Origin of the sequence: Curtobacterium pusillum (assembly GCF_013359865.1) — a bacterium.
GTDB lineage: Bacteria > Actinomycetota > Actinomycetes > Actinomycetales > Microbacteriaceae > Curtobacterium > Curtobacterium pusillum.
The window spans coordinates 1-22692 of sequence record NZ_JABMCE010000044.1; the positions used below are offsets into that span (position 1 = coordinate 1).

Consider the following 22692-nt stretch of genomic DNA (forward strand, 5'->3'; position numbering starts at 1 on the left):
CCCTGTGGGCGCCCGGGCCGGTGGCGCGACGGGCGACCGGACGCCCGACGACCCGGCCGCGACGAGCACGGGAGTGACCGCATGACCGACGCGACGAACCCCGGCGCGACGGCCCCCGGGACGCCGGGCGCACCGGACGGAACCCGCGCAGCGCCGCCCCCGGACCGGACCGGAGCCTCCGGACTCGAGGTGCGCGGCCTGACGGTCCGCATCGACCGCCGGACGATCCTCGACGACGTGACGTTCACCGTGCCTCCAGGCCATCGGGTGGGCGTCATCGGCGCGTCCGGATCCGGGAAGTCCATGACCTCGCTCGCCCTGATGGGGCTGGAACCGGCGGGGGCGAGCGTCGAGGGGAGCATCCGCCTCGACGGGACCGAACTCGTCGGCCTGCCCGACCGGGAGCGTGCCCGCCACCGTGGCTCCGGCATCGCCATGGTCTTCCAGGAGCCCGGTACCGCCCTCGACCCGCTCCGCCGCGTCGGTGCGCAGATCGCCGAGCCCCTCCGCCTGCACCGCGGCCTCGATCGGCGGGCGGCGTCAGCGGCTGCCGTCGACCTCGCCGTCTCCGTGGGGCTCCCCGACCCGGAGTCGCTGCTGCGGCAGTACCCCCACCAGCTGTCCGGTGGGCAGCGGCAGCGGATCTGCATCGCGATGGCCATGGCCGGCGAGCCGTCCTACCTCGTCGCCGACGAGCCGACCACCGCGCTCGACGTCACGACCGAGGCGCGCATCCTCGAGCTCTTCGAGCAGCTCACCGCGGGCATGGTCTTCGTGACGCACGACCTCGCGGTGCTCGCCCTGATCGCCGACACCGCGGTCGTGCTCGACGGCGGCCGGGTCGTCGAGCAGGGGTCCGTCGCAGGACTCCTCGCCGCCCCGCAGCACCCGGCGACGGCCGCGCTCGTCGACGCCGCCCGCGCCACCGCCAGGAGGACCGCGTGACCGACGTCCTGCACGCCGACGGCCTGCACCGCAGCTACCGGCTCCCCCGCCGCGGCCCGTTCGAACCCGGCCCCGTCCGCACCGCCGTCGACGGCGTGGACCTGACGGTCGCACCGGGCGCCCGGCTCGGCATCGTGGGCGAGTCCGGGTCCGGCAAGTCGACCCTGGTGCGGCTGCTCGCCGGCCTGGAGGCGCCTTCCGCCGGCACGGTGACCGCCTCCGGTCGTCCGGTGGTGGCGTCCGGTTCCGCGGCCGCGATGCGCTGGTTCCGTCGCGAGACCGGCGTGGTGTTCCAGGACCCGTACGCCTCGCTGGACCCGCGCATGCGCGTCGGGTCGATCGTGGCGGAGCCGCTGCGGGCGCTGCGCATCGGGGGCTCGGCGGCGGCCCGTGCGTCGCTCGTGCGGGACGTGCTGGAGCGCGTGGACCTGCCCGCCGACGCCGTCGACCGGTACCCGCACGAGTTCTCCGGCGGCCAGCGGCAGCGCATCGCGATCGCCCGCGCCGTCGTGCACTCGCCGCGGATCCTGTTCGGGGACGAGCCGATGAGCGCCCTCGACGTGGTGGTGCGCGCCCGCGTGATCGACCTGTTCCGCTCGCTCGCCGACGACCTCGGGCTGACCCTCGTGCTCGTGTCGCACGACATCGGCGTGGTGCAGCGGCTGTGCGACACCGTGGCGGTGATGTCGGCGGGGCGGATCGTCGAGCACGGGCCGGTGTCCCTGCTCGACGCGCCTCAGCACCCGGTGACGCGGGCCCTGGTGGAGGCGGCGCCGACGCTGCCCTGACGCGCGCGGCGCTCGCGGCCGGCGCTGGCGGGCGCGCTCGCGACACGGCACGAGTCGATCGACGCGCGCACTGTCGAACCATGCACCGGCAACGAGTGCGTGCGCATGCTCCGACACCGCACGAGTCGATCGACGCGCGCACTGTCGAACGGACGCGCATCACCGCTTGCCCGGCACGCGCCTCCAGGCCGCCAGCCGCTCACCACTGCGGCGGATGCCGCCGCTGCCAGCGCAGCCGCCGCTCGAGCTGTGCGCCGATCGCGAGCAGCACACGCTCCCCACCCGGCCGCCCGATCAGCTGCACGCCCATCGGCAGGCCCCCGCCGTCCGGGTGGTCGTCGCCCGTGACACCGACGGGCAGTGTGATCGCCGGGAGGCCCGCGACGTTCGCCATCGACGTCCACGGCGAGTAGGCGCACTGGCGGCGGAAGTCCTCCTCGGGGTCGTCGCCGTACCAGCCGAGCGGCCGCGGTGTCAGCGCGAGCGTCGGCGTGAGGATGGCGTCGAACCGGTCGAACGCGCCGATCAGCTCCGCCGAGAACGTGTCGAGCGCCGTCATCGCGTCGAGCACCTGCGTCCCGGTGAGGCGTTTCCCCCGCGCCACGAGCCACGCCACGAGCGGCGTCAGCGCCGACAGGTCGATACCGGGGACCATCGGCAGACGGGCGGCGCTCGACTCCCACGCCACCCGGAACGCGTCGGCGTAGGGCGCACGGGGCATCGCGACCTCCTCGACGCCGTGTCCGACCTCGCCGAGCACCCGCACCGCGGTCTCGACGGCGGCCCGGGCGGCGGGGTCGATGACCACGTCGACGGTGTCGTCCCACGGCGAGCCGTCCAGGAGCCCCACCACGAAGCGCCCTTCACCGCGGACGGCAGCGGCGGTGAACGGCCCGTCGCCGATCTCGGGCGTGACGAGCGCGTACGGGTGCGGTTCGGGCGACCCGGTCGGTGCCACGAGGGCGTCGAGGAGCATGCCCGCGTCGGCGACGTTCCGGGTGAGCGGTCCGGCGACGGACAGCCCGCCGACGCCGGAACGCCCGGGCATCGACGGCACCCGGCCGCGGCTCGGCTTGAGTCCGACGAGCCCGGTCGCCGCGGCGGGGATGCGCACGGAGCCGCCGCCGTCCGACCCCACCGCCGCGGGCAGGAGTCCCGCGGCCACGGCGACCGCGGCGCCGCTCGAGGACCCGCCGGGCGCCCTCGTCGGGTCGTACGGGTTCCGGGTCGTGCCGAACCGGGTCTCCGACGACGAGGACATCCCGAACTCGGGACTCGCCGTCTTGCCGAGGCTCACCGCGCCCGCGGCGTCGAGGGCGGCGACGAGCGGGTGGTCGGCAGCGGCGGCTCGGTCCGGCAGTGACGTCGTCCCGTTGCGGGTCGGCACGCCGGCGCGGTCGTACAGGTCCTTGTCGCCGGACGGGAGGCCCCACAGCGGCCTCGACGTCGGCACGCGCTGGCCGAGGTGGTCGGCCCGGTCGCGTGCGGCCTCCGCCGTGACGGTCACGAAGGCGCCCAGGTCCGGGTCGAGCCGGGCGATGCGGTCCAGGTAGTGGTCGGTCACCTCGAGCGCGGTGACCTCGCCACGGCGGATCCAGTCCCAGAGTTCCTGCGCGGCGAGGTGGTGGAGTTCGAACACGGTTCCCGAGCCTATGCCGCCGCGCGCGGCCTGCATCCTTCGATGGAACTCCCCCGGGTGCGTCCGTTCGCCGGTCGTCCCGTGTCGCCGCGGTTCCTAGCGTCGAGGGCATGACGATCACCGCCGAAGACCGGCACACCACCGGCACCGTCCCCGCCGATCGGACGGGGGTGCGCGGGCTCGTCGCCCGGCACCCCCTGCTCGCGTTCGCCGCCCTCGCGCTCGGCCTCAGCTGGGCCGCCTGGGTCCCGTACATCCTGTCCCCGCACGGCCTCGGCGTCTGGGACCTCCACTTCCCCGAGCTCCTCGGCACCGCGCAGTTCACGGGCGTCCTGCCGGGCGCGCTCCTCGGGCCGCTCGGCAGCGCGTTCCTGGTCACCGCGCTCGCGGACGGGCGCCCGGGGCTGCGTCGCTGGGTCGGACGGCTCTGGCGCTGGCGCGTGGCCTGGTACTGGTACGCCCTCGCCCTCGTCGGTGTGCCGGCACTCATCGTCGTCTCCGGGCTGCCGTTCGCCGGCGGTCAGGTGCAGGCACCGAGCCTGCTCGCCCTGGTCGCCCTCGTGCCCGGGCTCGTCGTGCAGCTGTTCACCACCGGTCTTTCCGAGGAGCCCGGCTGGCGCGACTTCGCCCTGCCGCGCCTCCAGGAACGGTTCGGCCCGCTCGGAGCCGCCGCCGTGCTCGGTCCCCTGTGGGCGCTCTGGCACATGCCGCTCTACCTCAGCGACTGGGGCGGGTGGCCGGACGCGCACTGGACGGAGCCGCTCGTGTTCGCCCTCTTCACGATCACGTTCAACGTCGTGATGACGTGGGTGTTCAACCGCACCGGTGAGAGCCTGCCGGTCGCACTGCTCCTGCACGTCGGCGTCAACAACACGATCTCGACGCTCTGGGCCGACATGTACCCGGGGATGACGGCGGGCACGATGATGGTCGGGTTGGCGATCGTGTCGACCGTCGCGGCCGCCGTGCTGCTCGTCGCGACCCGCGGGCGCCTCGGCCACCGCGGTCCCACGCCGACCCCGCCGACCCCGGCGACCACGGCGACCACGCCCGCAGCCCGCACGCGCCTCGTAGGATCGGACGATGGCACCCGCTGACGCGCGCGACCGGCGCACCGACGTCCTCGTCGCCGTCGGCACCGCGGTCGTCTCCCTCGGGCTCCTGCTCGGCCTGCCGCCACTGGACTCGGCCGACCCAGACGGCACGGGCACCGTGTACCCGGTGGTCGGGGGCCTCCCGTGGACGGTCCTGGCGGTCGCGCTGCTCGTCCAGTCCGCGGTCCTCCTCGCCGCTCGACGAGCACCCCGCTCCGCGTTGGTCCTGGTCGCCGCGCTCCCCGTCGTGGTGGCCGTGGTGTCGACGAACACCGCGTTCGGGCTGACCGCGCTGCCCGTCGTCGTCGCGGTCGTCCTCGCGGCGCTGCGGCTCCCACTCGCCCGGCTCTGGCCACCCGTCGTCGCCGCCGGCGCACTGGTCGCCCTCGGCACGGCCGTCGAGTGGGCCCGGACGTCCGGAGCGTTCCGCAGCGGGCTCGCGCAGGGCCTCGGCGCGTCCCTCGGTCAGGGCGTCCTGCAGGCGGTCGGCGCCGTGGGACTCCCGCTCGTCGTCGCACTCGTCGTCCGGTCGCGTCGGGAACTCCGGGCAGCCCGGACGGCCGAAGCCGCCGCACGCACGGCGGAGGCCGACGCACGCACCGCCGAGACGGACGCCCGCACCGCCGAGGCCGCCGCCGTCAGCCGTGAGCAGGACGCCCGAGTCGAGGCCGCCGTCTCCCGGGAGCGAGCCGCCATGGCCCGCGAACTGCACGACATCGCCGCCCACCACCTGTCCGGCATCGCCCTGATGTCCGCGGTCGTCGATCGCCAGATCGACACCGATCCGGAGCGCGCCCACGAGGGCGTCCGGCAGGTGCGCGAGCAGAGCACCGCCGTGCTCGAGGACCTCCGCCGCCTGGTCGGTCTCCTCCGCGACGACGCCCCCGCCGAGCGCGCAGTCGAGACGGTCGCCGGGATCGTCGACCTGGTCGAGGCGGCTCGTACGCGGACGGACGTCGTGCTCGACGTCCGGCCCGGCGACCACCCGCTCGCCGACGGCATCGGACCGCTCACCCAGCTCGTCGCCTACCGCACGGTCCAGGAGGCCCTCGCCAACGTCGCGCTCCACGCGACCGGCGCCGCCTGCACGGTCACCGTCGACGACAGCGGGCCCGGCCACCTGACGGTCCGCGTCGAGAACGGGGCGCCCACCGCACCGTCCGTCGGCAGCACGCCGGCGGGTGGGAACGGACTGCGCGGCATGCGCGAGCGGGCAGAACTGGTCGGGGCGCGCCTCCAGGTCGGTCCCACCGGTCCCGGCGGCTGGACGGTCGAGCTGGTACTGGGCCGGGAGGCGCGACCCGCGTCCGACGCGACGGCGCCCGATCAGGAGGTGGCAGGGTGATCCGCGTGCTGGTGGCGGACGACCAGCCGCTCGTCCGCGCGGGCGTCTCTGCCCTGCTGTCCGCCGAACCCGACATCGAGGTCGTCGGCGTCGCCGCCGACGGCGGCGAGGCCCTCGCCCTCGCGCGGAGCACCCGACCGGACGTCGCGTGCCTCGACATCCGGATGCCCGTCCGGAACGGGATCGAGGTCGCCCGGGAACTCTGCGCCCCGGACGCCGATCCCGCCGTCCCGGTGCTCATGCTCACCACGTTCGACATGGACGACCTCGTGTTCGGCGCGCTCGAGGCGGGGGCGTCCGGGTTCCTCCTCAAGGACGCCGAGCCGGACGTCATCGTCGACGCCGTCCGACAGGTCGCCGCGGGCAACGGCACGATCGACCAGGCGCTGACCCGACGGGTGCTGCGCGAGTTCGTCTCCCGCCGGAGCCTGCGACCCGTGTCGGGCGACCGCGCCGACGACGTGCTGACCGCGCGTGAGCGGGACGTCCTGCTGCTCCTCGCCGAGGGCATGTCGAACGAGGAGATCGCCGCGGCGCTCGTCGTCGAGGTCTCGACCGTGAAGTCGCACCTGGCGCGGATGCTGCCGAAGCTCGGCGTGCGGTCGCGTCTGCAGGCCGTGGTCTGGGCCTACCAGAACCGCATCGTCAGGGTGCCCGACGCGGATGGTTAGGCACAACGGGCGTCAGCGGCTCCGGCGGTAGCGGATGTGCGTCGTCAGCGGGGAGTGCAGCACCTCGACCGGCTCGAAGTCGAACGTCTCGGAGCCGTCCTCGAAGATCCGCTCCCCGGAACCGAGCAACACCGGGGCGATGTCGAGCGTGAGTTCGTCGACCACTCCGGCGGCGAGCGCCTGTCGCACCGTCGAGGCGCCGCCGGCGATGTCGACCCCGTTGTCGCCCGCGACGTCGACCGCCTGCGCGTAGGCGGCGTCGAACCCGTCGGTGACGAAGTGGAAGGTCGTACCGCCCTCGAGCTCGATCGGCTCGTGCGGGTGGTGGGTGAGCACGAACACCGGCGCGTGGTACGGCGGCTCGTTCCCCCACCAGCCCTGCCAGTCCTCGTCCCACTCACCGCGGACCGGTCCGAACATGTTGCGGCCCATCACGTAGGCGCCGCGGGGGCGCATGAGCCAGCCGGCGGCCGTGCGGTCGGCCTCCCCCACGTCGGCGCCGGGCATGTGCCACGTGTGCAGCTCGCCGCCGCGCCGGCCGAGGGGCTGGTCGAGGCTCTGGTCGGGGCCCGCGACGAAACCGTCGAGCGAGATGGACATGTGGCAGGTGGTGTCGGCCATCGGCTGGCTGCTCCTTCGGTGTGGTCGTTCCCTCAGGTGCCGAGGTGCGCCGCGAGCACGTCGCGCACCGTCGTCCAGTGCTGGACACCGTAGCGCGCGTTGTCGACGTGGCGCAGTTCGGCCTCCCCACTGAACATGCTGACGAAGTACTGCATACCCTGCCACGCGGGGAACGGCTCGTCGTCGCCGGCCCGCGACAGGCGACGGCCGACCCGGGCCATCGCGGAGAGCGTGCCGGCGGTCCCGGCCCACTGCAGGCGGAAGGGCGTGCCCGTGAGGCGGGACATCGCGTCGGCGATGCTCCGTGCGGTCACCCGGTCCCCGGCGACCTCGACGACCCGGGGTGGTGCCGGGTCGAGGGCCACGAGTGCGGTGGTACGGGCGACGTCGTCCTTCGTGGTGAAGTCGAGCACCTGGTCGGCGGAGGACCAGTAGAGCACGCGCTGTCGGTCGAACAGGATGAGGGGCGCCTGCCCGGTGAGCATGTCGGTGAACGCGCCGTTCAGCACCGAGGTCGCCCGGATCGGAGCGGCGTCGACGTCGGCGGCGAACTCGCGGCGGAGCTCGAAGTTCCGGTTCGTCCCTGGGGTTATCGACCGGTAGTCGGCCGCGTAGTCCGAGGGGATGAACCGCTGCACCCCGGCCTCGACCGCGGCGGCGAGCAGGGCGCGCTGGGCGTCGCCGATGACCGGGCGGGTGCCGCTCACGGCGGAGACGACGACCTCGGCGCCGTCGAGCGCCGTGGTGAGTGACGCGTGGTCCGTGTAGTCCGCGGTGACGACCTCGACGCCGGGGTACGTTGCGGCGAGGCGCTCGGCCGACGGGCTGCTGCGGGACCGGGTGAGCAGGCGAACGTGGGTGTCGTGCTCGCGGAGGGCGCGGACGATCCGCCCGCCGAGATCGCCGGTGGCACCGGCGACGACGACGGTGGTGGTCACGCCTTCTCGACGTCGGAGAACAGGCCGGTGAAGGTCGCCCCGGTGGCACCGAGCCGACCGAACAGTGCGCCTGCTTCCTCACCGGCGACGGCGGCGGACGCGTCGTCGTACGAGTCGAAGTACAGGTCGAGGGTGCGGTGCGCCGGGGTGGGCGTGCCGTCCTCCTTCGGCCAGACCTTGCCGGCCTCGAGGCGGCGGAGTTTCGGGAGCGCAGCCGCTGCTTCCTCGAGCGCGGGGTAGGCGTCCTCGAAGGCGGCGGGGTCGCTCGGGTTGTCGATGATGAGGGTGATCTTCGTCGTCATGGCGCCAGTGTTCTCCCCGGCGGCTGGGTTCGCTCGTCCCCCAGTCGCCGGACCGAGGTGCTGGCCCCAGCGGGCTCTCGTCGCGGCCAGCGACCCCTCACCGATCGCCCGCGTCAGGCGCCCCCTGCGGTCCCTGGCCACCGGTTGAACGGCCGGCGTACCGACCACGGCCGTGTCGGTGGTCCGAGAGTGACACCACCAGCAACGTGACACCGAGGGCGAGCCAGGCCACCCCGACGATCAAGCGCCACAGCTGCCGGTCGCCCGTCACGACGAGCCCGAGCCAGAAGAGTCCGAGGACAGCCAAACCGACGCCCTGCCATCGGTACGGGTAGCCGACGATCGACCGCCAGGTGTCCCGTGTGTTCTGGGTCTCAGCCATGGCGGCAGGCTACGCGCCACCGTGAGTGGCTGGAAGGCCCCCCAGAGACGCCGACAGAAGCGCCCGGCCTGCTCAGTAGTCGGGGTCCTGACGGTCCTGGTCCTGCCAAGGGAGCATCCGGCCGGCAACGAGCGATAAGGCGCCTCCGAAGAAGAACACGAGAGCGACTGCCCACCACGGGTTGCGCCGCTCGTGCTGCTCCTGGTCGCTCATGCGCTCAAGCTAGCGGTTCCCGCCAGCGTCCGGTAGCCGATCGGGCGCTCCGCTTGTCGCTTCGTCGTCGCCATTCGGGAGGCGTCCACCCAGCGGGCGCGGGATCTCATCATCAGAGCCGCAGTCGGAGCAAGAGCGAGTCACCGTGCTCGACGTCGCGTTCCCGTTCACCGGTGTCGGTGAAGCCCAGCTTGGAGAGCACGTGGAGCGATGCAGTGTTCCATTCGCGAACGGTAGAGGCCAGGTACTCGTACCCCATCGTTGCTGCTCGATCGACGATCAGTCGTGACGCCTCGGTGGCGAATCCCCGCCCCCAAAACTCCTGCAGGAACTCGAACGCCAGCTCGGGCTCCTCCGGCCGCCCGACGCTGTTCTCGACGAGTCCGCAGTACCCCGTCGCCACTCCGGTCTCAACCTGCTCAACAACGAAAAGGCCGGGTGGTGGCGTCGGCTCGTAGGCGCGAAGCCACTCCTGCAACTCTGCAAGGGTGGGGTGGCCGTCGGCTGTGATGCGCCGCCGAGCCGGAACGCGTCCATCCCGTTCCTCCCACAGCCGCCGATGGAAAGCTGCATCAGCGACGCGCCACGAGCGCAACCGCAGTCGCTCCGAGCGGAAGTCGTCCTTCCCCCGAGGCCCGCTCTGATGCGTCACCTGGACAGCATGCCCCATGCCCCTTCCGCGCCCCAAGACCGTCTCGATCCACGATCGGAGCGGGGATGGGCCTTGCCATCCCGAGACGTTGAACCTCTCGCGTTCAGAGGTGACAGGATCGCTTCAGACGAAGACCGACATCGACAGACGGATGAGGCGCTCATGCCCGAGACGCGACCGACTCCGAGCGGATCAAGTCCTGGTGGCCGCCGACCGTTTCGCGGTCTGCTTCGCCGGGCCGTCGTCCGAGTGGCCGAGAACTGGATTTCGACATGGCCCGCCGCTTACCTGATCGTTGTCATCTGGCTGGCCATCGCCGCGAGCCGTCACGCTCGGTCGGGATCGTTCGCTCCCCTGGACTTCGTGGTCATCAGCCTGTGGTTCGCGATCGGCACGGCTGGCCTGATCGGAAGGCTCCGACGGAACCGCCGGAAGCGATGAGGCGGCGATGGACAGACACTCCGCCCGGCTCCTTGCTCCGTCTCGTGAGGCGAGCGAGTGATGACGCTGCCGAATCGTGCCCCGCCCGCCGACGGGCACGGGCCCGGCTAGGACCTCTCGTCGACGAGGGCGATGAACCGGCTGCCCACGCCTTCGACCTCGCGCCGGGTGAGCCCCGCGGTGGGACGTGGTGCCTGGTACGACTCGTGGTAGTCGCACATCAGGTAGTCCCAGTCGGGCCACCACTTCTTCGGCCGCGCCGTTTCGGTGAAACCGCAGACCACGCACTCGAGGTGCACCCAGACCTTCCTGGCGCCCGTTCGGTTGGCCCGGGACTGCACGAGCCATGCGGGCGGATCCTGCTCGATCGCCTCGAGCTCGGCTTCGCTGAGGCGCGGAGGGATGCCGTGGTGGGCCGCCATCTCGAGCGGGATGTCGAGCCGGACGGCGGCGTCGCGTCGGGAGAGCATCCCGTCAGCTTAGGTTCTGTCTGTGCGCGCGCTGCTGCTCGATCCGCCCGGCACCGACCGGCAGCAGCCCGGACCGGTAGACGAAGCGCGCGCCGGCGTCGGCGGTCGTCACCGAGCGCGACGCCGCCCCGAAGCGCCAGGCCCGGTTGTACAGGTACACCCCGATGACCGCGCCGCCGTCGTCGGGCACCGCCCACGTGCCGGTCCCCCACTGCGCCGGGTGCCCGACGCCGTCGATCGTGACGGTCGGCCGGGCGAACCAGGTCAGCATCGGGCGGGTGATCCGGAGTTCCACGCGGCGCTTCGTCGTGCCGGAGGGCTGTGTCGCTTCCACTGCCGCAGGATACGGGGTCGCGGTCGGTGGCCCGGCCGGTAGGTTGGCGGCGTGACGACGATCGACCTCAACAGCGACCTGGGCGAGGGCTTCGGCGCGTGGAGCATGGGTGACGACGGGGCGATGCTCGACGTGGTGTCCTCGGCGAACGTCGCGTGCGGGTTCCACGCCGGTGACCCCACGATCATGCTCACGACCTGCCGTTCCGCTGCCGAGCGGGGCGTCGCCGTCGGGGCCCACGTCGCCTACCGCGACCTCGTCGGGTTCGGCCGTCGTCCGGTGCACGTCACCCCCGACGAGCTGTACGCCGACGTCGTCCACCAGCTCGGCGCCCTGATCGCCACCGCCCGGGTGGCCGGCACCGCCGTGACGTACGTGAAGCCCCACGGCGCGCTCTACAACACGGCCTGTGCCGACCCGGTGCAGGCCGAGGCCGTCACCCGTGCGGTCGCCGACATCGACCCGACGCTCGCCGTCCTCGCCCTGCCCGGCTCCGAGCTGCTGCTCGCGGCAGAGCGCCACGGACTCCGCGCCGTCGGCGAGGCGTTCGCCGACCGCGCCTACGAGCCCGACGGGTCGCTCGTGCCCCGGAGCCGACCGGGCTCGGTCCTCCACGACCCGGACGCGGTCGCGGAGCGCGTGTTGCGGATGGTGACCGAGGGCGTCGTGACGTCCGTCGACGGATCCGACATCTCGGTCCGGGCGGACTCCGTCTGCGTGCACGGCGACTCCCCCGACGCGGTCGCGATGGCCCGGGCGATCCGCGCGCTGCTCACCGGGCACGGGGTCGACATCGCGCCGTTCGCCCCACCGGCACCGTGACCCTCGACGTCCGGGCGGCAGGCCGGTCCGCGCTCCTCGTGACCGTCGACAGCCTCGACGAGGTCGTGGCGTTCCGCGCGGGGCTGGAGGCCACGCCCGTCGCCGGCGTGACCGAACTCGTGTCGGGTGCCCGCACGCTCCTCGTCCGCTTCGATCCGGGCCGGACCGATCCTGCGCGACTCGGGCCGTGCCTCCAGTCCGTCGAGCCCGTCCCGACGACGCGGGCCGATCTCGGCGAGCCCGTCACGATCCCGGTCACGTACGACGGAGCGGACCTCGACACCGTCGCCGCCACCACCGGCATGACCCGCGCGGAACTCGTCGCCTGGCACACCGGCCAGTTCTGGACGAGCGCTTTCTGCGGCTTCGCTCCCGGCTTCAGCTACCTCACGGGCTCGGCCCCGTCGCTCGACCTCCCTCGCCGCGAGAGCGCCCGCACGGCCGTCCCGGCGGGCAGTGTCGCCCTCGCCGGCGAGTTCAGCGCCGTCTACCCGCGCACCTCGCCCGGCGGCTGGCAGCTCATCGGCCGGACCGACGTGCCGATGTGGTCGCTCGACCGCGACCCGCCCGCACTCGCACCGGCCGGCACCCGGATCCGCTTCGTCGAGGCCGGGAAGGCATGAGCACGCTCACCGTCCTGCAGGCCGGCCCCGGCACCTCGACCCAGGACCTCGGCCGACCCGGGTTCAGCGACACGGGCCTCGGTGCGGCGGGCGCCGCCGACCGCGGTGCAGCGGCACTCGCCAACCGGCTCGTCGGCAACCGTCCCGATGCGGCCGTCCTGGAGGCGCTGCTCGGCTCCGTCACCCTGCGCTCGGACGCGCACGTGGTCACCGCCCTCACCGGCGCACCCTGCCCGGTCGAGGTCGAGCGGGCGGACGGGCGGGTCCGCGGCGCGGCCCCGTACGAGGTGCTCACGCTCGCTCCCGGCGACGTGGTCCGCGTCGGTACCGCGACCACGGGGCTGCGGGCGTACCTCGCGGTCCGCGGCGGTTTCGCCGTCGAGCCGGTGCTCGGCAGCCGGTCCTGGGACTCCCTCGCGCACCTCGGTCCGGCACCCGTCGCGGTCGGGGACGTCCTGCCGATCGGCGACGCCGCCGATGCCTGGCCGCTCGTCGATGCGGTCGCGCCGCCGCCCGTCCCCGCGCCCGGCGAGCCGGTCGTGCTCGACGTCGTCGCCGGTCCCCGCGACGACTGGTTCAGCCCGGATTGGCGCGCGCTCCTCACCGACCAGGACCACCACGTCACGCCGGACAGCGACCGCGTCGGCGTCCGGACGACCGCGGCCCGTCCGCTCGTCCGCCTGATCTCCCACGAGCTGCCGAGCGAGGGCGTCGAGACCGGGTCGCTCCAGGTCCCGCCGGAAGGCCACCCGGTCCTGTTCCTCGCCGACCACCCGGTCACGGGCGGCTACCCCGTCGTCGCCGTGCTCACCCCGGCGTCGGTGGACCGGGCCGCTCAGCTTCGCCCGGGCGACGCGATCCGGTTCCGCATCGTCGCCTGAGGGCCCCAGTCGACGGCTTCTCTCACTCGAACATCTCGGCGAGGGCCGCGTGCGGGTCCCCCTCGACCACGTGTGCCGACGGCGGCTCCGGCCAGTGCACGGTGCCGTCGTCCGACCAGCACGGCACGACGTGGACGTGCAGGTGCCGGACGCTCTGCCCGGCGTCCTCGCCGGACGCCTGGAGCAGGACGGTGCCGGTGGCGCCCAGCGCCCCGCGCATCGCACGCGCGACCCGCTGCGCCAGCGCGAACGTGGCGGCCAGACCGACGGGCCCGGCACTGAGCAGGTCGTCCGTGTGCTCGACCGGGACCACGAGCGTGTGCCCCGGTGCGAGCGCCGAGTCGGGAAGCGGCGCGAAGGCGACGGCGTGCTCCTCCCGCTCGACCCACGTGGCCGGAGCGTCCCCGGCGATGATGCGGCAGAAGGTGCACGGTTCCATGCGGCCATCCTGCCGTCCTGGAGGCGCGTGGCGGGCCCGCACCGCGCCTCCAGTCCGGCACGCCACTGCGAGATGGGACGATTGGTGCATGACCGCCACGCTCGTCGCCAAGGGCCTCTCCGGCGGGTACGCCGCTCGCACGCTGTTCGACTCGCTCGACCTCACCGTCGCTCCCGGGGACGTGATCGGCGTCGTCGGCGTCAACGGCGCGGGCAAGTCCACGCTGCTCCGACTCCTCGCCGGGGTCGACGAACCCCTGGCGGGCACGGTGTCGCTCGCGCCGACGGACGCCTTCGTCGGGTGGCTCCCCCAGGAGCACGAGCGCGTCGAGGGTGAGACCGTCGCCGGCTACATCGGGCGTCGGACGGGCTGCGCCGAGGCGACGGCGACGATGGACGCCGCGGCGGCCGCGCTCGGCGACCCCGACGCGGGAGACGCTGCGGCGGACGCGTACTCGACCGCCCTCGACCGGTGGCTGGCAGCGGGAGCGGCCGACCTCGACGAGCGCATCCCGGTCGTGCTCGCCGAACTCGGCCTGGCCGTGGGACCGGACGAGGACGGCGTCGGCCCGGACTCACTGATGACGGGGCTGTCCGGCGGGCAGGCCGCCCGGGTCGGACTCGCGGCGCTGCTGCTGTCCCGGTTCGACATCGTCCTGCTCGACGAACCCACGAACGACCTCGACCTCGACGGCCTCGACCGTCTGGAGGGCTTCGTGCGGAGCCTCCGCGGCGGTGTCGTGCTCGTCAGCCACGACCGCGAGTTCCTGGCGCGCTCCGTGACCGCCGTCCTCGAACTCGACCTGGCACAGTCCTCGAACCGGTTGTTCGGCGGCGGCTACGACTCCTACCTCGAGGAGCGCGAGATCGCCCGGCAGCACAAGCGCGACGCGTACGAGGAGTACGCCTCGACCAAGGCCGACCTGGTCTCCCGGGCCCGCACGCAGCGGGAGTGGTCGAGCCAGGGCGTGCGCAACGCGATGCGGAAGAACCCCGACAACGACAAGATCCGCCGCCGCGCCGCATCGGAGTCGAGCGAGAAGCAGGCGCAGAAGGTCCGCCAGATGGAGTCCCGCATCGCCCGGCTCGACGAGGTCGAGGAGCCGCGCAAGGAGTGGCAGCTCGAGTTCACGATCGGCAGCGCGCCCCGGTCCTCCGCGGTCGTCGCGACCCTGTCCGACGCCACGTTCACCCAGGGCGACTTCACCCTCGGCCCGGTCTCGCTGCAGGTCGACGGCGGCGACCGGATCGGGATCACCGGCCCGAACGGCGCCGGCAAGTCCACCCTCCTGCGGGCGCTGCTCGGCAAGCAGGCGCCGACGACCGGCACGGCGTCGCTGGGGTCGAGCGTCGCCGTCGGCGAGATCGACCAGGCCCGCGCGGCCTTCACCGGCGACCAGCCGCTCGCGGCGGCGTTCGAGGCGGTCGTCCCCGAGTACACGACGGCGGACGTGCGGACGCTGCTCGCCAAGTTCGGACTGAAGGCGGACCACGTCGGCCGTCCGGCGAGCGCGCTCTCGCCCGGCGAACGCACCCGTGCCGGCCTCGCCCTGCTGCAGGCCCGCGGCGTGAACGTGCTCGTGCTCGACGAGCCCACGAACCACCTCGACCTCGCGGCGATCGAGCAGCTCGAACAGGCGCTCGAGTCGTACGACGGCACGCTGCTGCTCGTGACCCACGACCGCCGCATGCTCGAGACCGTCCGGCTCGACCGGCAGTGGCGGGTCGAGGCGGGGCACGTCACCGAGCAGTGAGGGCTCCGCGGCCGCCGCTCAGTGGAACGGGCAGCCGCCGCGGACGCGTCCGCCCGATGCAGGCTTCGTGGGCAGTCGTCGCCGGTCGACCTCGAGGCCTTCGTCGAGGATCGTGACGCGCGGGTCGCTCAGGGCGGCGACCCCTGTGGCGAGGGCAGTGATCGCGACCTTCTCGCCCGGGCACCGGTGCCCCGTCGCGACGTCGGCGCCGCCGTGCGGGACGAACGTCGGGATCGCCTCGTAGTCGTCGACGCCGAGGAAGCGGGACGGGTCGAACTGTTCGGCGCGGTCCCAGGAGCGGTCGTCGGTGTCCGTCCCGAGGATGTCGAGCAGCACGCGGCCGCCGGCCGGGAGCCGTTCGCCGTCGAGTTCGACGTCGGTCGTCGCCCAGGCCGGCAGCATCGGCACGAACGGTGCCGTGCGACGGATCTCCTGCGCGAACGCCACGGCGAGCGGCCCGTCGACGAGCGTTCCGCGCGCGGCGGTCTCCTCCGCGATGCGCCGGCGCCACTCCGGGTGGTCGTGCAGCTCCTTGGCGGCGAAGGCGACGAAGCGTGCGACCGCGATCGCCGGTCGGAAGCTGTTCTGCAGCTCGATCCCGGCGAGCCGCGGACGCAGGAGCGCACCGGCGGGGTCCCGGTGCCACGCCCACTCGTACAGCGCCGTCCCGGGGTCCGGGGTGAGCAGGCCGCTCCGGACGGCTTCGACGAGTCGTCGGGCGTGTCGGTCCGACCAGTGCCGGTTCCGGACGGCCAACAGGTACTCCGGCGAGTACGGCACGCCGAACCCGTCGACGATCTGCGCGAGCCGGGCGGCCCATCGGGTCTTCGCGGCCGCCGTGCCGGGCAGTCCGGCCCAGCGCATCACGGCACGGCCGATCGCGCCGACGCCGGCGTCGTACGCCGAGCGTCGCCCGCCGCCGATCCACGCGTCCAGTTCGCTCGCCCACTCGGCATCGAGCAGGGGTGCGAGCCGCCGGACCTGCTCGTCCTCGTACGCGACGTCGACGAACGTCGCCTTGCGGTGCCGTTGCGCTTCACCGTCGAGGGAGTGCACCGACCCGACACCGAACAGGGTGCGCTGGACGATCGCCGGCATCGCGCCGTGTCTGGCCGTCCGGGCCCCGTCGTAGAAGAGTTCGACGCCCGGTGCCCCGCGCACGAGCAGCGCGGGCTTCCCGAGGAGCCGAAGTGGGACGGCACGCGCCCCGGGACGGGTCCGGCGCCAGAGGTGCGCGCCGAACCCGTACCCGCGGGTCAGGAGCGAGAGGGAGTCGTCGATCGCCATACGGCCATGCTGCCGGTGGCCGCCCGATCAGCCTCTCGGGATGGCCTGCAGGGCGAGCCGTTCGACGACCTCCGCGCTCTCCTGCTCCGGCGTGCGGTCCGCCGCGATCGTGACGTGCGCCTCGTCGGGCTGCGGCGGTTCGAGCGTCGCCAGCTGGGACGCGAGCAGCGACGTCGGCATGTAGTGGCCCGTCCGCTGCGACATCCGGTCCTCGATCAGGTCGCCGGAGCCCGCGACGTGCACGAACACGACGCCGGGTGCACGGAGCACGTCGCGGTAGGACCGCTTGAGCGCCGAGCAGGTGACGACCCCGGGCGTCCCGGCGTCGAGGTGCGAGCGGATCCACGCCGCGATCACGTCGAGCCACGGCCAGCGGTCCTCGTCGGTCAGCGGGGTACCGGCGTGCATCTTGTCGACGTTCGCCTGCGGGTGCATGGCGTCACCCTCCGCGAAGTCCCACCCGAGCTGCTCGGCGACCATCGCGGCGACGGTGGACTTGCCCGAGCCGGAGACGCCCATCACGACGAGGACGCGGGCGTCCGACGGATCACCGGCACTCAATGGATGAACACCCCCGCGAGCAGGACGCCGAGCAGACCGATCACCGAGATGAGGCACTCGAGCACCGTCCACGTCTTGAAGGTCTGCCCCACCGTGGTGTTGAGGTACCCCTTGACCAGCCAGAACCCGGCGTCGTTGACGTGCGACAGGAACACGGACCCGGCGCCGATCGCGAGCACGAGCAGCGAGGTCATCGGCGAGGACAGGTCGTGCGCGATCGGGGCCATGATGCCCGCCGCGGTGACGGTGGCGACCGTCGCCGAGCCGGTGGCCACGCGGACGAGCGCCGAGACGACCCAGGCCACGAGCAGCACCGAGACGCCGGAGTCCTTCACGGCGTCCGCGATCACCCCGCCGATCCCGGTGTCGATGAGCACCTGCTTGAACCCGCCGCCGGCACCGACGATGAGCAGCACGCCGGCGACCGGCGGCAACGCGCTCTCGAGCGACTTCGAGACCGCGGAACGGTCCATCCCGCCGCCGATCGCGAAGAAGACCATCGCGTAGACGGCCGCGATGCCGATGGCGATCATCGGCGTCCCGAGGAAGTCGAGCACGCTGACCCACGAGCCGGAGGCGTCGGGGACGGTGGCCTCACGGACCGCCTGGGCGAGCATGAGCACGACGGGCAGCAGGATGCCGACGAGCGCGACGGCGAAGGACGGGCTGCGCGGTTCGCTGATGACGCGGGTGAAGTCGCTCTTGCCGTGGGGCAGGGACGCGGTGTCCTGCGTGGCGGGGCCGCGCCGCGCCTCCCGTCCGGCGGATGCCGGGTCGTCGGCACCGGACGCGGACCCGGCGCCGGAACCACGCGAGCCGAAGATGTCGGGGGCGGGGATGTCGACCCAGCGGGCCGCGAAGCGGGCGAACACCGGGCCGGCGAGCACGATGACGGGGATCGCGAGCACGATGCCGAAGGCGAGGGTCGTGCCGAGGTTCGCGCCGACCGTCGAGATCGCGACGAGCGGACCGGGGTGCGGCGGGACGAACGCGTGCATCGTGGACAGACCGACGAGCGCGGGGACGGCGATCTTCATGACCGGGACGGAGCTGCGCTTCGCGACGAGGACGATGATCGGGATGAGGAGGACGAGGCCGACCTCGAAGAACATCGGCAGGCCGATCAGCGCACCGATGAGGGCCATCGTCCACGGCAGGGCGGCCTTCGACGACCTCCGCACGAGGGTGTCCACGACGCGGTCGGCGGCGCCCGAGTCGACGAGCATCTTGCCGAACATCGACCCGAGACTGACCAGGATGCCGACGCTCGTCATGGTCGCGCCGAACCCGTTGCCGAAGCTCGTGACCGCCTTGTCCGGGGCGAGACCGGCACCGATGCCGACGCCGAGCGCCCCGATCGTGAGCGCGATGAAGGGGTGCACCTTGAGCCAGGTGATGAGCGCGATGATCACGACGATGCCGATGATCGCCGCGATGATCAGCTGCGCGACCGGGCCGGACGGGTCGACGGTCTGGGTACCGCCACTGTCCGCCGCGAGGACCGTGGCCACGTGGGCCGGGAGAGCGTGAGGCATCAGGGCCCCTTCCTGGAGCCGCTGCTGTGCGGCTCCGTCGCCTTCGTGTCGAGTGCGGTCTGGTGCCGCTCGCCTCGACCATCAATAATCTGATTAATAAGACTATACGACGATCCACCGCGCGGCATCCGCCCTCTCGGGCAGTCTGCCGATTCGATGGACATCGCGTCACATCCGCCACGTGACCCGTACTGCATGGAGGAACGATGCCCACCGGCCGCGGACTGCACGCCCAGGTGCTCGACACCCTCGGCCAGCGCATCGTCGACGGCCTGCTGGCCCCCGGCTCCGTGCTCCGGCCGGAGCACGTCGCGGACGAGTTCGGCGTGTCGCGGTCCGTCGTCCGCGAGGCACTGCGCGTCCTGCAGTCGCTCGGGCTCGTCGAACCCCGGCAGCGCGTCGGCACCCAGGTGCTCGGCATCGGGTCGTGGGAACTCCTCGCGCCGACGGTCATCCGGTGGCGCGGTGCCTCGCCGTCGTACTTCGTCCAGCAGCGGGAACTCCTCGAGCTGCGGCTCGGCGTCGAGCCCGTCGCCGCCACGCTGGCCGCAGGGACCCCGGGCGCGGCACCGGTGCTCGACGCGGCATCGGACATGCTCGACGCCTGCGTGCGGGAGGACAGCCGCGCCTACCTCGAGGCCGACGTCCGGTTCCACCGCGCGCTCCTCGAGGCATCCGGCAACGCGGTGTTCGCGCACTTCGCCGGGACCGTCGAGGCGCTGCTGCGGACCCGGACGTCGGAGTCGCGCGACACGATCACGCGGTGGACGCGGGACGCGGCGGCCCGGCACGAGGCGGTGGGCCGGGCGTTGCTCGCCGGTGACGGTGCGGCCGCGTCGGCGGCGGCCGCCGAGCTGGTGCGCGTCACGCGCGACGAGTTCATCGCGGAGGCGCCGTCCGCCTGATCCGCGGCGCGCGTCGCGCTGGTCGCGCGACACGCTGCGCGGGTGTCGCCGAGGTCGCGCAACGCGCCGCGCGGGTGTCGCCGAGATCGCACGACACGCCGCGCGGGCGCGTCGAGAGCGGCAGATCATGCGACCTCGCGGCGCGCGCGCCGAGAGCGGCAGATCGTGCGATCTCGCGGCGAAGGATGCGGGGACCTGCGCGCGCCTGGTCGGACGGGAGGCGCGGGACGGGCCGGCACCGCGCCTCCCGTCCGGTACGTGCCGAGATCGCACGACACGCCGCGCGCAGTCCGCCGAGGTCGCGAGACACGCCGCGCGGTCGCGCCGAGAGCGGCAGATCGTGCGACCTCGCGGCAGGCGCGCGCGTCAGGGACGCGGCTCGCGCTGCGCGCGCCCCCTCGCGAACAGTCGCGGCCCGCGGAGCCGCAACCGCATCGTCACCGTGCCGAGCCACCGGTCGTACTTGTAGCCGACCTTCCCCATCCGCCCGATCTCCTCGAAGCCGAGCCGCTCGTGCAGGCGGATCGAGGCCTCGGCCTGGCGGTCGGCGATGACCGCGACGACCTCGCGGACACCCGCCGCCCGGCACTCGTCGAGCAGCGCCTCCATGAGCGCCCGCCCGAGCCCCTTGCCGCCGGACGCCGCCCCGAGGTAGATGGAGTCCTCGACCACGTGGTTGGACCGGTCCCGCGGGTTCCACGCGTCCACCAGGGCGTACCCGAGGACCTGTCCCGAGGGGTTCACCGCGACCAGGAAGGGCAGCTTGCGCTTCCGGATGTCGTCGTAGCGACGTTTCCACGCCGCGAACGTGAAGGCCGACGGATCGAAGGTCACCGACGAGTTGCGGACGTAGTGCGTGTGGATCTCGCGGACGTCCGGCAGGTCCGTGGGTTCGGCCGCGCGGATCGTGTACGTGAATGCCGCCTCGGCCGGCACGGGAGCGCGCAGGTGGCGCGGCAGGACCCGCCGTCGCTGGTATTCCTCCTCGAGCACGCGTCCGAGCCTATGCCGCGGAGGACGCCTCGGGTTCGACGGGGAGCGCCCAGTCCACCGGCTCCGCGCCCTGACCCACGAGCAGGTCGTTCACCCGCGAGAACGGTCGGCTGCCGAAGAACCCGCGGGAGGCGCTGAGCGGGCTCGGGTGCGCGGACGCCACCACCGGGGTGTCGCCGAGGAACGGGCGGACCGACGCCGCCTGCGCACCCCAGAGCACCGCGACGAGGGGTCTCCCCCGCTCCACGAGTGCCCGGACGGCCTGGTCGGTGACGGCTTCCCAGCCCTTGCCGCGGTGGCTGCCGGCGGCGCCCGCTCCGACCGTGAGCACCCGGTTGAGCAGCAGGACGCCCTGCGCCGACCACGCGCGCAGATCACCGTGCGCGGGCGGGGTCACGCCGAGGTCGGAGTGGAGCTCGCGGTAGATGTTCGCCAGGCTGCGCGGGACCGGCCGAACGTGCGGGTCCACCGCGAAGGACAGTCCGATCGGGTGCCCCGGCGTCGGGTACGGGTCCTGCCCGATGACGAGGACCTTCACGTCCTCGAACGGGTCCGCGAAGGCGCGGAGGACGTGGTCGCCGGCGGGCAGGTAGCGTCGGCCGGCGGCGACCTCGGCGCGGAGCCAGTCGCCCATGCGGTGGACCTCGCCCTCGACGGGGGCCAACGCCCGGGCCCACCCCGGGTCGACGAGGTCGGCGAGCGGGTGGGGCTGCACGGTCCTACGCGCCCATCGTCGCGACCGCGACCGACTCCTCGCCGGCGACGACACGCCAGACGCTGCCGGTGCCGCGGACCTCGAGCGCGCCCTCGCCCACGACCAGCGTGGTGTCCTCGTCGATCGCGAGCCCGGCGGTGACGAACTCGGCCTCGGCGCTCGCGATGAGCCGGGCGAGCGTGCCGGCCTGGACGGCGTGGACGTCGATGGTCAGGTCGACGAGCCCGAGCCCCTCGCGGAGTTCGACCTCGTCGAGGCCCTCGGAGGCCGCTTCGGGGCAGATCTCGACGCCGCCGATGCGCCAGCCGCCGACCAGCGCCCGGTCCGAGGCGATCATCGCGCCGGCCGAGTAGCCGAGGTACGGCAGGCCGTCGGACACGAGCAGGCGGATCTGGTCGACGAGCGGGCCCACCGCGTCGAGGTAGTGCGGGGTGACGCCACCGCCGACGACGAGGGCGTCGACGTCGCTCAGGACGGCGGTGCTGAAGACCTCGCCCGGGGCGATCTCGGTCACGAGCACCTCGGCCGCCCGGGCGCCCCCGAGGACCTCGGCGATGTCGGCGGTGGAGTCCGGGCTCCCGGACGCCCCGGAGACGGACAGCACACCGATGCGGGGCACCGTGCGGCCGACGGCTGCGGAACGCGCGGTGGCCTCGGCGAGGAACGGCGCGGCGGCGTCCGAGGCGGCGAAGAGCCCGCCGCCGACGAGGTGGATGCTCACGACTCGGCCGTCACCGGGGCGAGGGCGCTCCACGGGAAGGTGATCCACCCGTCGACACGACGCCAGACGTGGTCCGGCTCGAGCACTGTGCCGGGCTTCGAGTAGAGGCAGGCGCTGCGGACGTCGGCGCCGGCGTTCCGGATGATGTCGACCACCAGGCGGAGCGTGCGGCCGGAGTCGGACACGTCGTCGACGACGAGCACGCGCTTGCCGGCGAGGCTCGGGGCGTCGAGGGCCGGCGACAGGATGACCGGCTCGTCGAGGCGCTGCTCGACGTCGGTGTAGAACTCGACGTTGATCGAGCCGCACTCCTTCGTGCCGAGCGCGTAGGCCACGGCACCGGCGATGATGAGCCCGCCGCGGGCCACGGCGACGACGACCTCGGGCTCGAAGCCGGAGGACAGGACGTCCTTGGCGAGCAGACGCGCCGCGTCACCGAACTCCAGCCACCCGAGCACCTCGGGCCCGCTCGTCACGGTCACGGTCGAGGGAGCCGGGGCGGGTGACCCGGATTCGCTGCTGATCGGCATCCGACCACGGTACCGGCACCGACCCCGCGCCCGCGACCCGCTCGCACGCCCGGGCGCGTGCACGGCCGCGTGACGCGGACGCGGCCCGGGGC

General features: G+C 73.5%; 27 protein-coding genes. 10 read left to right on the forward strand and 17 right to left on the reverse strand.

Features of this window, described 5'->3' with window-relative positions:
* Positions 1-81 precede the first annotated feature (81 nt).
* Both HP507_RS01500 and HP507_RS01505 read left to right on the forward strand, forming a co-directional pair.
* Positions 82-945 (forward strand): ABC transporter ATP-binding protein, encoded by an 864-nt coding sequence (locus HP507_RS01500; RefSeq protein WP_254700870.1) that lies wholly within the window; start codon positions 82-84, stop codon positions 943-945.
* A complete protein-coding gene (locus HP507_RS01505) occupies positions 942-1733 on the forward strand; it encodes an ABC transporter ATP-binding protein (protein WP_175350110.1) in 792 nt (263 codons plus the stop codon). The genes HP507_RS01500 and HP507_RS01505 overlap by 4 nt, the downstream gene beginning before the upstream one ends.
* 199 nt (positions 1734-1932) lie before the next feature.
* Here the strand turns inward: HP507_RS01505 and HP507_RS01510 are convergent, their stop codons facing one another.
* On the reverse strand, positions 1933-3372 hold the full coding sequence (locus tag HP507_RS01510; RefSeq protein WP_175350111.1) for an amidase: 1440 nt from the start codon (positions 3370-3372) through the stop codon (positions 1933-1935).
* A gap of 110 nt (positions 3373-3482) precedes the next feature.
* Here HP507_RS01510 and HP507_RS01515 point away from each other — a divergent pair, with 110 nt between their 5' ends.
* The 3 genes from HP507_RS01515 to HP507_RS01525 are packed head-to-tail and all read left to right on the forward strand — an operon-like array spanning position 3483 to position 6482.
* On the forward strand, positions 3483-4469 hold the full coding sequence (locus HP507_RS01515) for a CPBP family intramembrane glutamic endopeptidase (protein WP_175350112.1): 987 nt from the start codon (positions 3483-3485) through the stop codon (positions 4467-4469).
* Positions 4456-5811: a sensor histidine kinase gene (locus HP507_RS01520; RefSeq protein WP_175350113.1), complete on the forward strand. Its 1356-nt coding sequence runs from the start codon at positions 4456-4458 to the stop codon at positions 5809-5811. The genes HP507_RS01515 and HP507_RS01520 overlap by 14 nt, the downstream gene beginning before the upstream one ends.
* Positions 5808-6482, forward strand: coding sequence for a response regulator (locus tag HP507_RS01525; protein ID WP_175350114.1), 675 nt, complete (start codon positions 5808-5810; stop codon positions 6480-6482). Before HP507_RS01520 ends, HP507_RS01525 begins: the two co-directional genes overlap by 4 nt.
* Before the next feature lie 12 nt (positions 6483-6494).
* On the opposite strand, the gene HP507_RS01530 is transcribed toward HP507_RS01525, so the two are convergent.
* The 8 genes from HP507_RS01530 to HP507_RS01565 form a co-directional block, all read right to left on the reverse strand.
* Positions 6495-7103 carry a dihydrofolate reductase family protein gene (locus tag HP507_RS01530; RefSeq protein WP_175350115.1) on the reverse strand — a complete coding sequence of 203 codons (609 nt, stop codon included), beginning with the start codon at positions 7101-7103 and terminating at the stop codon, positions 6495-6497.
* 32 nt (positions 7104-7135) lie between these two features.
* Positions 7136-8041 (reverse strand): NmrA family NAD(P)-binding protein, encoded by a 906-nt coding sequence (locus tag HP507_RS01535; RefSeq protein ID WP_175350116.1) that lies wholly within the window; start codon positions 8039-8041, stop codon positions 7136-7138.
* Positions 8038-8343: an EthD family reductase gene (locus HP507_RS01540; protein ID WP_175350117.1), complete on the reverse strand. Its 306-nt coding sequence runs from the start codon at positions 8341-8343 to the stop codon at positions 8038-8040. The genes HP507_RS01535 and HP507_RS01540 overlap by 4 nt, the downstream gene beginning before the upstream one ends.
* A gap of 97 nt (positions 8344-8440) precedes the next feature.
* The gene (locus HP507_RS01545; protein WP_175350118.1) at positions 8441-8725 is read right to left on the reverse strand and encodes a hypothetical protein; all 285 of its coding nucleotides are present in this window, start codon (positions 8723-8725) and stop codon (positions 8441-8443) included.
* Positions 8726-8797: 72 nt separating this feature from the next.
* Positions 8798-8938, reverse strand: a complete 141-nt coding sequence (locus tag HP507_RS01550; RefSeq protein WP_175350119.1) for a hypothetical protein — start codon at positions 8936-8938, stop codon at positions 8798-8800.
* 112 nt (positions 8939-9050) lie between these two features.
* The gene (locus HP507_RS01555; RefSeq protein ID WP_271206995.1) at positions 9051-9590 is read right to left on the reverse strand and encodes a GNAT family N-acetyltransferase; all 540 of its coding nucleotides are present in this window, start codon (positions 9588-9590) and stop codon (positions 9051-9053) included.
* 548 nt (positions 9591-10138) lie between these two features.
* On the reverse strand, positions 10139-10501 hold the full coding sequence (locus tag HP507_RS01560; protein ID WP_175350121.1) for a hypothetical protein: 363 nt from the start codon (positions 10499-10501) through the stop codon (positions 10139-10141).
* Between the two features lie 4 nt (positions 10502-10505).
* Entirely contained in the window at positions 10506-10835 is a 330-nt protein-coding gene (locus HP507_RS01565; protein WP_271206994.1) for a hypothetical protein, read from the reverse strand.
* 51 nt (positions 10836-10886) lie between these two features.
* On the opposite strand from HP507_RS01565, the gene HP507_RS01570 reads away from it, so the two are divergent.
* The 3 genes from HP507_RS01570 to HP507_RS01580 are packed head-to-tail and all read left to right on the forward strand — an operon-like array spanning position 10887 to position 13161.
* On the forward strand, positions 10887-11657 hold the full coding sequence (locus HP507_RS01570; RefSeq protein WP_175350122.1) for a LamB/YcsF family protein: 771 nt from the start codon (positions 10887-10889) through the stop codon (positions 11655-11657).
* Positions 11654-12280: a 5-oxoprolinase subunit B family protein gene (locus tag HP507_RS01575; RefSeq protein ID WP_175350123.1), complete on the forward strand. Its 627-nt coding sequence runs from the start codon at positions 11654-11656 to the stop codon at positions 12278-12280. Before HP507_RS01570 ends, HP507_RS01575 begins: the two co-directional genes overlap by 4 nt.
* The gene (locus tag HP507_RS01580) at positions 12277-13161 is read left to right on the forward strand and encodes a 5-oxoprolinase subunit C family protein (RefSeq protein ID WP_175350124.1); all 885 of its coding nucleotides are present in this window, start codon (positions 12277-12279) and stop codon (positions 13159-13161) included. The genes HP507_RS01575 and HP507_RS01580 overlap by 4 nt, the downstream gene beginning before the upstream one ends.
* Positions 13162-13183: 22 nt before the next feature.
* Here the strand turns inward: HP507_RS01580 and HP507_RS01585 are convergent, their stop codons facing one another.
* Positions 13184-13600: an HIT family protein gene (locus HP507_RS01585; RefSeq protein ID WP_175350125.1), complete on the reverse strand. Its 417-nt coding sequence runs from the start codon at positions 13598-13600 to the stop codon at positions 13184-13186.
* An 88-nt stretch (positions 13601-13688) separates the two neighbouring features.
* Between HP507_RS01585 and HP507_RS01590 the strand changes: the two genes are divergently transcribed.
* Complete coding sequence (locus tag HP507_RS01590) at positions 13689-15353, forward strand: ABC-F family ATP-binding cassette domain-containing protein (protein WP_175350126.1); 1665 nt, start codon at positions 13689-13691, stop codon at positions 15351-15353.
* Between the two features lie 18 nt (positions 15354-15371).
* Here HP507_RS01590 and HP507_RS01595 read toward each other — a convergent pair whose 3' ends face one another.
* Genes HP507_RS01595 through HP507_RS01605 form a run of 3 tightly spaced genes read right to left on the reverse strand, consistent with a single transcriptional unit; the run spans position 15372 to position 18736 of the window.
* Positions 15372-16640: a cytochrome P450 gene (locus tag HP507_RS01595; protein WP_175350127.1), complete on the reverse strand. Its 1269-nt coding sequence runs from the start codon at positions 16638-16640 to the stop codon at positions 15372-15374.
* A gap of 27 nt (positions 16641-16667) precedes the next feature.
* Positions 16668-17159, reverse strand: coding sequence for a gluconokinase (locus HP507_RS01600; RefSeq protein ID WP_175350141.1), 492 nt, complete (start codon positions 17157-17159; stop codon positions 16668-16670).
* Between the two features lie 38 nt (positions 17160-17197).
* Positions 17198-18736, reverse strand: coding sequence for a GntP family permease (locus HP507_RS01605; protein WP_217508375.1), 1539 nt, complete (start codon positions 18734-18736; stop codon positions 17198-17200).
* Between the two features lie 206 nt (positions 18737-18942).
* On the opposite strand from HP507_RS01605, the gene HP507_RS01610 reads away from it, so the two are divergent.
* Complete coding sequence (locus HP507_RS01610; RefSeq protein WP_175350128.1) at positions 18943-19641, forward strand: FadR/GntR family transcriptional regulator; 699 nt, start codon at positions 18943-18945, stop codon at positions 19639-19641.
* Positions 19642-20007: 366 nt separating this feature from the next.
* On the opposite strand, the gene HP507_RS01615 is transcribed toward HP507_RS01610, so the two are convergent.
* From HP507_RS01615 to HP507_RS01630, 4 genes are read right to left on the reverse strand one after another with little or no spacing between them, the layout of a single operon-like run.
* Positions 20008-20634, reverse strand: a complete 627-nt coding sequence (locus HP507_RS01615; protein WP_175350129.1) for a GNAT family N-acetyltransferase — start codon at positions 20632-20634, stop codon at positions 20008-20010.
* A gap of 10 nt (positions 20635-20644) precedes the next feature.
* Positions 20645-21349 carry a uracil-DNA glycosylase gene (locus HP507_RS01620; protein ID WP_175350130.1) on the reverse strand — a complete coding sequence of 235 codons (705 nt, stop codon included), beginning with the start codon at positions 21347-21349 and terminating at the stop codon, positions 20645-20647.
* 4 nt (positions 21350-21353) lie between these two features.
* Positions 21354-22070, reverse strand: coding sequence for a Type 1 glutamine amidotransferase-like domain-containing protein (locus HP507_RS17680; protein WP_175350131.1), 717 nt, complete (start codon positions 22068-22070; stop codon positions 21354-21356).
* Positions 22067-22600 carry a phosphoribosyltransferase gene (locus tag HP507_RS01630; RefSeq protein ID WP_246328353.1) on the reverse strand — a complete coding sequence of 178 codons (534 nt, stop codon included), beginning with the start codon at positions 22598-22600 and terminating at the stop codon, positions 22067-22069. The genes HP507_RS17680 and HP507_RS01630 overlap by 4 nt, the downstream gene beginning before the upstream one ends.
* Positions 22601-22692: the final 92 nt, after the last annotated feature.